Consider the following 12,733-nt stretch of genomic DNA (forward strand, 5'->3'; position numbering starts at 1 on the left):
TCCCTGAGGACGTGCTCCGGCCCCCCGCTCCCAGGAAGGAGCCACAGCGCGCCCCCCGATGCATCACTGCCGGCTTGCGCCGACTTCGAACAGGAGCCACAGGAACCCAGCGAAGAGATGGCCTGCCACCAGGTAGACGAAGAGGCGGATGAGGAGTCCGCGGGGGATCCGGTCGTTCTCTCGCCGCGAATCCTTGGAGTGCCCGTCTGTCACGGTCGCTCACCTTCTTCGTGCGGGCCGAAGCTGCCGAGGCACATCTCGGAGGCGGTGCTGCGCAGCAGGGTGTGGACGAACAGCAGCTCCGCGGGGCCGTCCCCTGTCGCGGAGATGCGGTGCGGGACGAGGGAGTCGAAGTGGGCGGAGTCGCCAGGGGCGAGGACGTAGGCGGCCTCGCCCACGTCGAGCGCCAGGCTGCCGGAGAGCACGTAGAGCCATTCCTCCCCGGGATGCACCCGGACGAGGCCGCTCTGCGCTGCCGGAGGCACCGTGACCCGCAGCGCCTGCATCGCGCGCCCCGGGCTTCCGGCGGCCCTGTAGACCCACCCGCCGGCACGGGTCGGTTGCCCTTCACCGCCCCGCAGCACCGGTGAGCGCTCAGGCGGCGCTTCACCCAGCAGGTCGGAGACCGTGGTGCCGTACGAGCGGGAGAGCGCCAGCAGTACGGGCAACGACGGCTGCCTGTGCCCCGTCTCCAGCCGGGAGAGATGCGCGGCGGAGAGCCCGGCCCGGGCGGCCGCCGCTTCGAGCGTGAGGCCTGCCGCGCGGCGGCGCTCTCGAAGGTTCGGGGCCACAGGCGGTCCGCCGCCTGACGAGCTGCTCTCCGGACCTTCCGCTGGGGAGTTCATACGTCCATGAAGCCCCATGACGTGCCTGTGAGGCAAATATTTTGCCTCACAGGCAAAACCGCAGTCTTCTGGCTTCCCTCACCAGGCCGGCGGCCCCACCCACCCTGTGATCTTGAACCCGCCGTCGGTCAGCCCGACGTCCTGCCCCGGAGCCGCCGGGGGCCGCGCGCTGCGTCAGTCCCACTCCAGCCAGCCCTCGTACTCGCCGGCGAGCGCGTCGAGCAACCGCCTGTCGTAGCGGTCCCCGGGGCCTTCGAGGACCACCAGCCACTGCGCGTCCTCGGCGTCGTCCTCACCCGCGAGTGCCTCGCGCACCAACTGGGGCTCCTCGTGGGGCCCTTCGAAGCGGTGGGTCAGTGCCTCGGCGACCTCCTCGGCCGCGTCGCGGTCGGGCAGCACCAGGATGTGTCGTACGTCCGTCACACAGGCATTCTGCGTCAGACGGAAGTGTCGGTGCGGCATGGGATGCTGTGCGGCGATGGCTGGTACGCGCAAGAAGACGACGGACGACCCGCTGGCCCCTGTCACGCTCGCCGTGGGGCAGGAGGACCTGCTGCTCGACCGCGCCGTTCGGGACGTGGTGACGGCGGCCCGTGCCGCCGACCCCGACACGGACGTGCGCGAGCTGATGGCTGCGGACCTGCAGCCGGGCACCCTGGACGAGTTGACCAGTCCCTCGCTCTTCGCCGAGCGCAAGGTCGTCGCCGTCCGCAACGCCCACGACCTCTCGGCCGACTCGGTCAAGGACGTCAAGGCGTACATCGGGTCTCCCGCCGAGGAGATCACGCTCGTGCTGCTGCACGCCGGCGGTGCCAAGGGGAAGGGCCTTCTGGACGTGGCCCGCAAGGCGGGCGCGCGTGAAGTCGCGTGCGCGAAGCTGACCAAGCCCGCCGACCGTCTCGCCTTCGTGCGGGGCGAGTTCCGCGCTCTCGGCCGCTCCGCGACGCCGGAGGCCGCCCAGGCCCTCGTCGACTCCGTCGGCAGCGACCTGCGCGAGCTCTCCTCCGCCTGCTCCCAGCTGGCCGCCGATGTCGAGGGCACCATCGACGACGCGGTCGTCGCGCGCTACTACACGGGCCGTGCCGAAGCCTCCAGCTTCGCCGTCGCCGACCGTGCCGTTGAGGGCCGCGCGGCGGAGGCGCTGGAGACGCTGCGCTGGGCGATGGCGACCGGCGTCGCTCCGGTGCTCATCACCAGCGCGCTGGCGCAGGGCGTCCGCAGCATCGGCAAGCTCGCCTCCGCGCCCCGCGGCATGCGCCCCGGCGACCTCGCGCGCGAACTGGGCATGCCCCCCTGGAAGATCGACCGCGTGCGGCAGCAGATGAGGAGCTGGTCCGCGGACGGCGTCTCCACGGCGCTGCGCGCTGTGGCTGCCGCTGACGAGGCGGTCAAGGGCGGCGGCGACGACCCGGAGTACGCGCTGGAGAGGGCCGTGATCACAGTGGCGAAGGCTGCGCGCTCCCGCTGACGGGCAGCGACTCCGCTCTGGCCCTCCGCTACCGGGGAGTGCGCCTCCAGGGCCCGCCGTACGAGCACCCACCCGACAGGGCCCCTTCCGTGAGCCACCCCCGAGTGACGCGCGCCCTCGCGCCCGTCCGCGCATGCGAAAGCCCCGCAGTGCTTCGATGAACACTGCGGGGCTTCGTCGTTCAGTTGTCCGCTCGGTGATCGTGAAACGATCGGAAGCGCCGCACCCGCGTGGCGAACGCAGGCCGCGTGCGGCGCACAGTCACGTGTGAGACATCACGCTGTGAGCAGCCGGTACGGAACGGAATGAGAGGGCCCGTCGGACCCGCACCGGCGGTGGACCGTTGTTCAGCCCTTGAGAGCGGAGACCCGCTGCGCCAGCGCGGACTTCTTGTTCGCCGCGTTGTTCTTGTGCAGCACACCCTTGCTGACGGCCTTGTCGAGCTTGCGGCCGGCGACCTGCTGGGCAGCTGCGGCCTTCTCGCTGTCACCGGCGGCAACGGCCTCGTGAGTGCGGCGGATCGCCGTCTTGAGCTCGGACTTGACCGCCTTGTTGCGCTGACGCGCCTTCTCGTTGGTCTTGATCCGCTTGATCTGGGACTTGATGTTCGCCACGAAGAATTGCCTTTACGGGTTCGGTGATGATGCCGTTTCGTACCACCGTGAGCTCTGAAGAGCACACGAGGCACAGCGGCCCAGGCTACCAGCAGGCTCTGCGGCCTCCCAATCCGGTGACTACCCCTCGCGCATGGGACGATGGGGGAGACGAAACGTACGAGAGCTTCCCGCCGACCGACAGACCCGACAGGACCCTGCGTGCCCGCGACCCCTTCGAACGTGCCGGAGCCGAGCCGCACCGACCCGGCTCTGCTCCGCAACTTCTGCATCATCGCGCACATCGACCACGGCAAGTCGACGCTCGCCGACCGGATGCTCCAGCTCACAGGCATCGTCGAGGACCGGCAGATGCGTGCCCAGTACCTCGACAGGATGGACATCGAGCGCGAGCGCGGCATCACGATCAAGTCCCAAGCCGTGCGCCTGCCCTGGGCTCCGAGCCAGTCCAAGGACACCCCGTACATCCTGAACATGATCGACACCCCGGGGCACGTCGACTTCACCTACGAGGTCTCGCGTTCCCTCGCGGCCTGCGAGGGGTGCGTGCTGCTGGTCGACGCCGCCCAGGGCATCGAGGCGCAGACTCTCGCCAACCTGTACCTGGCGATGGAGCACGACCTCACGATCATCCCGGTGCTCAACAAGATCGACCTGCCTGCCGCCCAGCCCGAGAAGTTCGCGGCGGAGCTCGCGCACCTCATCGGCTGTGACGTGGACGACGTGCTGAGGGTCTCCGCGAAGACCGGCGAGGGCGTCAAGGAGCTGCTGGACGAGGTCGTCAAGCAGGTTCCGCAGCCCGTCGGTGACGCGGACGCCCCCGCCCGCGCGATGATCTTCGACTCGGTCTACGACGCGTACCGCGGCGTCGTCACCTACGTCAAAGTCGTGGACGGGCAGCTCAGCAAGCGCGAGCGCATCAGGATGATGTCCACGGGTGCCACCCACGAGCTGCTGGAGATCGGCACCAACTCGCCCGAGATGACCGCCTGCGACGGCCTCGGCGTCGGCGAGGTCGGCTATCTGATCACCGGTGTGAAGGATGTCCGCCAGTCCAAGGTCGGCGACACGGTCACCCGTTTCAACAAGGGTGCCGAGCAGGCGCTGGCCGGCTACAAGGACCCGAAGCCGATGGTCTTCTCCGGCCTGTATCCGCTGGACGGCTCCGACTATCCCGAGCTGCGGGACGCCCTGGACAAGCTTCAGCTCAACGACGCGGCGCTGACGTACGAACCGGAGAACTCCGTCGCGCTCGGCTTCGGCTTCCGCGTCGGCTTTCTCGGGCTGCTGCACCTGGAGGTGGTCCGGGCGCGCCTGGAGCGCGAGTTCGGACTCGACCTGATCGCCACGGCTCCGAACGTGGTCTACCGCGTGGAGATGGAGGACGGCAGCGAGCACGTCGTCACCAACCCCAGCGAGTTCCCCACCGGGAAGATCGACTCGGTGCACGAGCCGGTCGTACGGGGGACGCTCATCGCTCCCAGCGAGTTCGTCGGAGCGATCATGGAGCTGTGCCAGGCGCGTCGCGGCAGCCTGCAGGGCATGGACTATCTCTCGGAGGAGCGCGTCGAGCTGCGTTACACGCTGCCGCTCGCCGAGATCGTCTTCGACTTCTTCGACGCGCTGAAGTCCCGTACGCGCGGCTACGCCTCGCTCGACTACGAGCCGACCGGTGAGCAGAGCGCCGATCTCGTCAAGGTCGACATCCTCCTCCAGGGCGACCAGGTGGACGCCTTCTCCGCCATCGTGCACAAGGACAAGGCGTACGCGTACGGCTCACGGATGGCCAACAAGCTGCGCGAGCTCATTCCCCGTCAGCAGTTCGAGGTGCCCATCCAGGCCGCCATCGGCGCCAGGGTCATCGCGCGCGAGACGGTGCGCGCCATCCGCAAGGACGTGCTGGCCAAGTGCTACGGCGGTGACATCTCCCGTAAGCGGAAGCTGCTGGAGAAGCAGAAGGAGGGCAAGAAGCGGATGAAGGTCGTCGGCAGGGTCGAGGTGCCGCAGGAGGCCTTCATCGCCGCGCTCTCCACGGACGGCGAGGCCGGCGAGGGAGCCAAGACGAAGAAGTGACCACCGTCGCCCGGAAGGGCGCGGGATGATGGAGAGGCAGGCCGCATGCGGTCTGCCTCTCTGTGTTTCCTGGGGAGCCTGTGACGATCGAGAGGTGATCGGGTCATTGCGCGCGGCGACCCCCTTACGTTGGAAGGCAACGGCATCTAGGCTGGCGCTGCTTTCTAGTTACTCGTGAGTCAACAAGCACTCACCACGCAAGTCACCAAGCAAAGGTGCGGGCCAGCGGAGGATGTCGTGAGCGACACACAACCCCTGATCGAGAACCGGCCGCCCTCCGTGGCGACTCTCTTCCTTGAACGGGTCGAAGCCACCCCGGACGCCGAGGCCTACCGTTATCCGGTGCCCTCGGCCAAGGGCGAGGGACCTGATCAGTGGCATTCATACACCTGGGCCGAGTCGGCCCAGCGCGTCTTCGGGATCGCCGCGGGGCTGATGTCGCTCGGCGTCGCTCCGGAGGAGCGGGTGGCCATCGCCTCCAACACCCGGGTCGACTGGATCCTCTCCGACCTCGGCATCCTGTGCGCGGGCGCGGCGACCACGACGGTCTACCCGAGCACCAACGTCGAGGAGACGGCCTTCATCCTCGCCGACTCCGACAGCCGGGTGCTGATCGCGGAGGACGTCGAGCAGCTCGCGAAGGTACGCGCCCAGCGTGCCGAACTGCCCAGCCTGAAGCACGTCGTCCTCATCGACTCGGGTGACGTCTCCGGCGCCGGGAGCCCGGCCGGTACGGGTCCCGAGCACGGCGACCCCGAGGGCTGGGTGCTCAGCCTCGACGAGCTGACCCGGCGCGGCACCGAATACCTTCAGACGCACCCCGACGCCATCAGCAACACGGTGGGCGCGCTGCGCTCCGACCAGCTGGCGACGCTCATCTACACCTCCGGGACCACCGGCAAGCCCAAGGGTGTGCGGCTGCCGCACGACTGCTGGGCTTACATGGCCAAGGCGATCGCGCAGTCCGGCCTGGTGACGAACGAGGACGTGCAGTACCTGTGGCTGCCGCTCGCCCACGTCTTCGGCAAGGTCCTCACCGCGGCGCAGATCGAGGTCGGCCACGTGACGGCCGTCGACGGGCGCATCGACAAGATCATCGAGAACCTTCCGGTCGTGCAGCCGACGTACATGGCCGCCGTGCCGCGGATATTCGAGAAGGTCTACAACGGAGTCGCGGCCAAGGCGAAGGCGGGCGGCGCGGCCAAGTACAAGATCTTCCAGTGGGCGGCCGGAGTGGCCCGCGAGTACGCCAAGGTCACCCAGGAGAACTTCCGCCGCACCGGCAACGCCACGGCGCCCGCGGGCCTGAAGGCCAAGCACGCGGTGGCCGACCGGCTCGTCTACGCCAAGCTCCGTGATGCCTTCGGCGGCCGGCTGCGCGCCTGCGTCTCCGGCTCCGCGGCGCTGGCCCCGGACATCGGCTTCTTCTTCTCCGGTGCCGGCATCCACATCCTGGAGGGGTACGGGCTCACCGAGTCCTCGGCCGCCAGCTTCGTCAACCCGGGCGAGGCGTACCGCACGGGCACCGTCGGCAAGCCGCTGGCCGGCACCGAGGTGCGCATCGCCGAGGACGGCGAGATCCTGCTGCGCGGCCCCGGCATCATGCAGGGCTACCACGGGCTGCCTGACAAGACGGCCGAAGTCCTCGAGGAGGACGGCTGGTTCCACACCGGCGACATCGGTGAGCTGTCGGAGGACGGCTATCTGCGGATCACCGACCGGAAGAAGGACCTGATCAAGACCTCGGGCGGCAAGTACATCGCGCCGGCGGAGGTCGAGGGCCAGTTCAAGGCCCTGTGCCCCTACGTCTCCAACATCCTGGTGCACGGCGCCGACCGCAACTTCTGCACCGCTCTGATCGCTCTGGACGAGGTCAGCCTCACCGCGTGGGCGGAGGAGCAGGAGTCGCTCAAGGGCAAGCCGTACTCGCAGGTCATCACCAGTGAGGACGTGCGCCGGATGGTCGACGGCTACGTCGAGGAGCTCAACGGCGGCCTCCAGCGCTGGCAGACCATCAAGAAGTTCCGGGTGCTGCCCCGCGACCTCGACATCGAGCACGGCGAGCTGACGCCCAGCCTCAAGCTCAAGCGGCCCGTGGTGGAGCGGGAGTTCGGGCATCTGATCGAGGAGATGTACGCGGGTACGCGCGAGGCGTGAACCGCGCAGCGTGAAGTGGAGTGTGCCGGGCGGTCAGCTGACCGCCCGGCACACTCCGTTCAGCGCACTTCGTTGCGCAGCTCGTCGAGGGCTTCGGCCAACCGCGCTATGCGGCTTGCCAGTTCGGGCAGGTCCGGCCCTTCTCCGCTGCGCGCGACGCCCCGGCCCTCGCCGTCGTCCTTGATGTCCGGTGCCCCGCCGCTCAGTTGCTGCTCGACGGCCTTGAGGCGGTTCGCGAACTCACCGAAGCGGTCGCGCTCACCGGCCAGCAGCTGCTGCAACTGCCGGTTCTTGCGGTGGAGTTCGAGGAAGACGGAGACCTTGGTACGAAGCATCCACGGGTCGAAGGGCTTCGTGAGGTAGTCCGCCGCGCCGGTCGCGTAGCCCCGGAACGCGTACCCGGCCTCGGTGGCGGACTCGGCGCCGGTGAGGAAGATGATCGGGACGTCCCGCGTCTGGTCCAGGCGCTTGATGTGGGCGGCCGTCTCGAAACCGTCCATGCCCGGCATCAGGACGTCGAGCAGGACGAGCGCGAACTCCTGGCGCAGCAGGGCCTTCATGGCCTCCTCGCCCGACCGCGCCCGCACGAGCGGGACCTCCAGCGTGCCGAGGACGGCCTCCAGGGCGACGAGGTTGTCCTCCCTGTCGTCGACCAGGAGGATGCTCGCCTCCTCGGACGGATCGTCGTACGTCGTGTGTGGTGACTGCGCCCCGAGCTCTGGATTCATCGCTGCTGCCTCGTTGAGAAATGCGGATCGAGCAGGGTGAGCACGGTGCCCAGGAGTTGATCGATGACCACGGGCTTGGGCACGTACGCGGACGCTCCTGCGGAGAGTGACTGCTCGCTGTCGCCCGGCATGGCCTGGGCGGTGAGGGCGACGACGGGGAGTCGGGCGAAGCGGGAGTCGGCACGGAGGGCGCGTATGGCCTCGTAGCCGTCCAGCTCCGGCATCATGATGTCCATCAGCACAAGGTCGACGGTGGGTTCGCGTTCCAGAGCGGCGAGCGCCTCTACGCCGTTCTCGGCGTAGCGCACGGACATGCCGACACGGCCCAGCAGATGGGTCAGTGCGAAGACGTTGCGGATGTCGTCGTCGGCGATCAGCACGCGCGTGCCCCGCAGCACCTCCGCGGCACGTCCGGACTGCCAGGCGGTGAGCGTGGACGAGGCGAATCCGTCCTCGGGGAGGGCGGACCGCTGAGCGGGCAGCGCGGATGCGGTGGAATCGAGCGGCGGGCACGGGGAGGTCCTCACGGAGCCCGGCTCCCGCGTTGCCGGCGAACCCGAAGGCTCCGCCGCCGTGTGCGCGCCGGCCACCGGCGGCGGCACGGCGGCTGGAAGGAACGCCGGCACGCACAGGGTGAACGAGCTGCCCTTCCCCGGCGTGCTCTCCACGGTGATCCAGCCGCCGAGGAGTTCGGCCAGCTCCCTGCTGATGGCGAGCCCGAGCCCCGTACCGCCGTATGTGCGGTGCGTGGACCCGTCGCCCTGCTGGAACGCTTCGAAGATGCGGGGCAGTTGCTCCGTGGTGATGCCGATCCCGGTGTCGGTGACGATGAACGCGATGAGCGGCTCACCGTCCGTGCCCGGTTCCACGGCGGGTGCGGCGTGCAGCGTGATGCTGCCCTGTGCCGTGAACTTCAGCGCGTTGGAGAGCAGGTTGCGCAGCACCTGCTGCAACCGCCGTTCGTCCGCGTGCAGTTCCAGGGGGGCGTCGTCGGCGGCGGTGACGGCGAAGCCGAGCCCGCGGTCGTGGGCGAGCGGCCGGAAGGTGTCCTCGACGTAGGTGAGCAGCTTGCGCAGGGTGAGACGGCGGGGGCGCGCCTCCATGCGGCCGGCTTCGATCTTGGCCAGGTCCAGCACGTCGTTGATCAGCAGCAGCAGATCCGTGCCCGAGCGGTGGATGGTCTGCGCGAAGCGCACCTCCTCGGGCGAGAGGTTGCCGGCCTCGTTGTCCGTGAGGAGCTGCGAGAGGACGAGCAGCGAGTTGAGCGGCGTGCGCAGCTCGTGCGACATGTTGGCGAGGAACTGCGTCTTGTACTGCGAGGAGGCGGCCAGCAGGGCGGCCTTCTCGGAGAGTTCGGTGTTGGCCCTGATCGTGTGCAGGGCCACGCCCATGGTGTGCACGAACTGGTCGAAGAAGGCGAGATGGATGTCGCTGAACGTGCTGAAGGAGGCGAGCTCCAGCACGCCCAGCAGCCGGTCCTCGTACAGCACGGGAAGGATCACCACGCATGCCGGACGGGCCTCGCCGAGCCCGGATCCGATGGGGAGATAGCTCGGCGGCACATCGGTGAGAAGCAGCCGCCGCTTCTCTCTCGCGACCTGCGCAATGAGGCTGTGACCGTCCACCCCTCCGCGCGGTCGGGCGCCCGGCTCGTAGGCCGCGGTGCCGTAACCGGCCACGTAGGACAGCTCCTCCGTGCCCGGGGCCGTGCCCACCTCCGTCCGGCCGGCGAGGAAGAAGGCGCCGAACTGCGCGCCGACCAGGGGCGGAAGCTCCCGCATGATCGGCTCGGCGATCTCGCGTATGTCCCTGCGGCCCTGCATCAGCGCGGCGAGACGAGTCAGGTTCGACTCCAGCCACTCCTTGGCGCGGGTGGTCTCGCGCAGGTCGGTGACCATCCGGTTGACCGCCTCCGCCGCGTCCCTCCAGGAGCCGGAGAGCCCGAGCACGGTGGTGTGCGGAGTGACGGGGCCGGTGTGCTTCCCGCCCTGGCCCCGGCCGCCCTCGCCGTCCTCGTCGAGGGCGGCGCGCGTCACCTCGCTCGTGAAGAGAGCGAGTTGGTCCGTCATGCGGTTGACGGTGCGGCCGAGGCGGCGCAGCTCTCCGCGCAGAGCGCTGCCGCCCTCGTGCAGATCGACGCGCCTCGAGAGATCGCCGTCCGCCACGGCGGCCAGAACGCGGGTGGCCTCCGCCCGCGAGCCGAGTATGGTCTCAAGAAGTGTGTTGACCGCGTGTACGGCGTCCGTCCACGTGCCCTGGCCGGGGCTCGCAGACAGACGTTCGTCGACGCGGCCACGGCGAACGACGTCTGAGCGTACGCGGATCAGCTCTGTGGCGAGATGCTCCGTGCGCGCAGCCAGTTGGTTCACGGTGTCTGCGATGTCGGTGTGAATGCCGAGGGCGGCGCTGTGTTCCTGCTCGACGCGGGCGGTGAAGTCGCCGTCGCGCAGTGCGCGGAGCACACTGAGGACCGGGCGCAGCTCACTTTCGGCGACGCGACGGGTGTCCGGCATTCCGGACGCTTCACCACTCATGGTTGCGCCTCATCAGTTTCGTCACTCGACGCATATGAATCAGGTCAGTCTGTCACTCTTGCATCAACCGTGCGGGGTGTAACCGGAGAACAGTTGGGGAGCGGCACAGTGGGGACGAAGTCGATGCGGTGGGGTGAAGCGGACGAAGCGGAAGCGGCTGCGCTGCGAGCCGCCCTTCCGGACGCCGACTTCGCGGCCGGGCTGGTGACCGACACCGAGTCCCTCACGGCGCGCGCCTCGCTGCCCGGCGACGCCCGTGCTCCTTCCACCGCCCGCACGTTCGTGCGCGCCGCGCTGGCCGACTGGGGAATGCCGGCCGAGTCCTCCGACGACGCCGTCCTGCTGGTCAGCGAGTTGGTGACCAATGCGGTGGTGCATGCCGGCACGGCGGTGCAGCTGGAGTGCCGGCAGGAGGGCGACAGGCTGGTCGTGGAGGTCGCCGACCACCACCCGACCCGGGCGGTGGAGACCCGCGGCTGGGGAGACGAGGCCGAATTCGGGCCCGACGGCGACGGCTTCAGGGACGGCCACCAGGGCCAGGGCCTCCGCCTGCTGGCGGCGCTCGCCGAGGAGTGGGGCGTCACCTACCGCCGGGACGGCAAGACCGTCTGGTTCAGGCTGCCCTGGGAGTCGGATGACTCCCACGCCGCTCCGGCCGTGCCCGTGGCCCTGCCCAAGCAGGCCGACGGCGGGCGCGCACGCGCCGAACTCCCGCGCGAGGGCCGAGAGGACGACGCGCAGCCGGAGCGCGTCGACACAGGGCAGGACGGGCTGAACCTGACCCGGAACCTCGCGCCCAGCTCCCAGCGGGCCGCGCCTTCCGCCGCGCACAGCGGCCCCGACTGGATCAATCACGGCATCCTGTCCTTCCTCGCCGAGGCCTCCGACCTCCTCGCCGGGCAGACCGACGAGGACCGCGTCGCGTCGCTCGCGGGCCAGCTGCTCGTGCCCCGCTTCGCCGACTGGTGTGCCGTGTGGCTCGCCGACACCGACACCGGGGCGCCGCCCCGGCTTGCGCGTGTGTGGCACACCCAGGAGGACCGCATCGACGAGCTGCGCACCGAGCTGGAGAAGTCGCCGCCGGTCCTCTCGCGCCGGCGGCAGCCAGGGCAGGCCGTGCCCTGGAACTGGCCGGGCCAGGCCTCCGCGTACGGTCCGGGTGGCGCCGCGGTGGGCTGCCGGCTGGCCGTCGGCGGTCGTGCCGTGGGGACCCTGGTCATCGGGCGGGCGGGGCTGGTGCGCATCCCCGACGAAGTCGTGGGGATCGTCGAGGACTTCGCCCGCCGCGTCGCCCTCGCCGTGCTCTCCGCCCGCCGGTACACACGGCAGGCCACCATCAGCCAGGTGCTCCAGCGAGGCCTGCTGCCCACCGGCGAGGTCGTCGTGCCCGGTGTGGAGACCTCGATCGTCTACGAGCCCGCGGGCGAAGGCTCCTGGGCCGGCGGCGACTTCTACGACTTCTTCGAAATGGGCGACGGGCGCTGGCGGTTCGCCCTCGGGGACGTCTGCGGCAACGGCCCGGAAGCGGCCGTCGTCACCGGCCTCGCGAGGCCGGTGCTGAGGCTGCTGGCCCGCGAGGGCTACAGCGTCCCCGAAGTCATGGACCGCCTGAACCGCGAGGTCGGCGAACAGGCACGTTTCCTCTCCCTGGTCTACGGCGAACTCGCGCCCCGTCCCGCCTCCGAGGGCGGCGGCACCGAGTGCACGCTGGTCTCGGCGGGCCACCCGCTGCCGCTGGTGCGTGACGCGTCGGGGCAGGTGCGGGCCGCGGCGGAGCCGCAGCTGCTGCTCGGCGTCGTCGAGGACGTCGGGTACGAGAGCCAGAGCGTCGTCCTCAAGCCCGGTGAGACGCTGCTGTGCGTCACCGACGGTGTGACCGAACGACGTTCCGGGCCGCGCCAGTTCGATGACGACGACGGCCTGGCTGCCGTGCTGGCCGAATGCGACGGCCTGGACGCAGCGGGCACCGCGGAGCGTGTGCGCCGCGCGGTCCACGAATTCGGCGAGAGCACCCCGGTGGACGATCTGGCGCTGGTGGTGCTCCAGGCGCGCAGGGAAGCCTGAGCGAGCAGGCCCACCCGCGCCGCCCCCGGCTTCCGCGTCGCAGCTTCCCGCTCAGTCGACCAGGTCGCGCACGACCGCGTCGGCCAGCAGCCGCCCGCGCAAAGTGAGCACCGCACGGCCCTGCTCGTACGGCTCCGGTTCCAGCAGCCCGTCGGACAGTGCCCGGCGAGCAGCCGACGCCCCGTCTGGGGCGAGGAGTTCGAGGGGGCAGCCCGCCGCGAGCCGCAGCTCCAGCAGGATGCGCTCGATG

At 69.9% G+C, this 12,733-nt stretch carries 10 protein-coding genes and 1 pseudogene; 4 read left to right on the top strand and 7 right to left on the bottom strand.

Features of this window, described 5'->3' with window-relative positions:
- Positions 1 to 63: 63 nt before the first annotated feature.
- From H5J26_RS21955 to H5J26_RS21965, 3 genes are all read right to left on the bottom strand, one after another.
- Positions 64 to 213, bottom strand: coding sequence for a DUF6126 family protein (locus H5J26_RS21955; protein WP_181767650.1), 150 nt, complete (start codon positions 211 to 213; stop codon positions 64 to 66).
- Complete coding sequence (locus H5J26_RS21960; RefSeq protein ID WP_181767651.1) at positions 210 to 845, bottom strand: helix-turn-helix domain-containing protein; 636 nt, start codon at positions 843 to 845, stop codon at positions 210 to 212. Before H5J26_RS21960 ends, H5J26_RS21955 begins: the two co-directional genes overlap by 4 nt.
- Before the next feature lie 174 nt (positions 846 to 1,019).
- A complete protein-coding gene (locus H5J26_RS21965; protein WP_181767652.1) occupies positions 1,020 to 1,268 on the bottom strand; it encodes a hypothetical protein in 249 nt (82 codons plus the stop codon).
- A gap of 55 nt (positions 1,269 to 1,323) precedes the next feature.
- Here H5J26_RS21965 and holA point away from each other — a divergent pair, with 55 nt between their 5' ends.
- Entirely contained in the window at positions 1,324 to 2,313 is a 990-nt protein-coding gene (gene holA, locus H5J26_RS21970) for a DNA polymerase III subunit delta (protein ID WP_235980917.1), read from the top strand.
- 347 nt (positions 2,314 to 2,660) lie between these two features.
- Here the strand turns inward: holA and rpsT are convergent, their stop codons facing one another.
- The gene (gene rpsT, locus H5J26_RS21975; protein ID WP_181767654.1) at positions 2,661 to 2,927 is read right to left on the bottom strand and encodes a 30S ribosomal protein S20; all 267 of its coding nucleotides are present in this window, start codon (positions 2,925 to 2,927) and stop codon (positions 2,661 to 2,663) included.
- A 201-nt stretch (positions 2,928 to 3,128) separates the two neighbouring features.
- Here rpsT and lepA point away from each other — a divergent pair, with 201 nt between their 5' ends.
- On the top strand, positions 3,129 to 5,000 hold the full coding sequence (gene lepA, locus H5J26_RS21980) for a translation elongation factor 4 (protein ID WP_181767655.1): 1,872 nt from the start codon (positions 3,129 to 3,131) through the stop codon (positions 4,998 to 5,000).
- A 237-nt stretch (positions 5,001 to 5,237) separates the two neighbouring features.
- Positions 5,238 to 7,157, top strand: coding sequence for an AMP-dependent synthetase/ligase (locus tag H5J26_RS21985; protein ID WP_181767656.1), 1,920 nt, complete (start codon positions 5,238 to 5,240; stop codon positions 7,155 to 7,157).
- A gap of 59 nt (positions 7,158 to 7,216) precedes the next feature.
- On the opposite strand, the gene H5J26_RS21990 is transcribed toward H5J26_RS21985, so the two are convergent.
- Both H5J26_RS21990 and H5J26_RS21995 read right to left on the bottom strand, forming a co-directional pair.
- Positions 7,217 to 7,885, bottom strand: a complete 669-nt coding sequence (locus H5J26_RS21990) for a response regulator (protein WP_181767657.1) — start codon at positions 7,883 to 7,885, stop codon at positions 7,217 to 7,219.
- A complete protein-coding gene (locus H5J26_RS21995; protein ID WP_181767658.1) occupies positions 7,882 to 10,419 on the bottom strand; it encodes an ATP-binding protein in 2,538 nt (845 codons plus the stop codon). Before H5J26_RS21995 ends, H5J26_RS21990 begins: the two co-directional genes overlap by 4 nt.
- A 123-nt stretch (positions 10,420 to 10,542) precedes the next feature.
- Here H5J26_RS21995 and H5J26_RS22000 point away from each other — a divergent pair, with 123 nt between their 5' ends.
- Positions 10,543 to 12,483: an ATP-binding SpoIIE family protein phosphatase gene (locus H5J26_RS22000; RefSeq protein WP_181767659.1), complete on the top strand. Its 1,941-nt coding sequence runs from the start codon at positions 10,543 to 10,545 to the stop codon at positions 12,481 to 12,483.
- Between the two features lie 51 nt (positions 12,484 to 12,534).
- On the opposite strand, the pseudogene H5J26_RS22005 reads toward H5J26_RS22000, so the two are convergent.
- Positions 12,535 to 12,733: pseudogene (locus H5J26_RS22005) on the bottom strand (coproporphyrinogen III oxidase); the annotation flags it as partial.

The sequence above is a fragment of the Streptomyces albidus (ex Kaewkla and Franco 2022) genome (assembly GCF_013870515.1).
GTDB classification, from domain to species: Bacteria; Actinomycetota; Actinomycetes; order Streptomycetales; family Streptomycetaceae; genus Streptomyces; species Streptomyces albidus.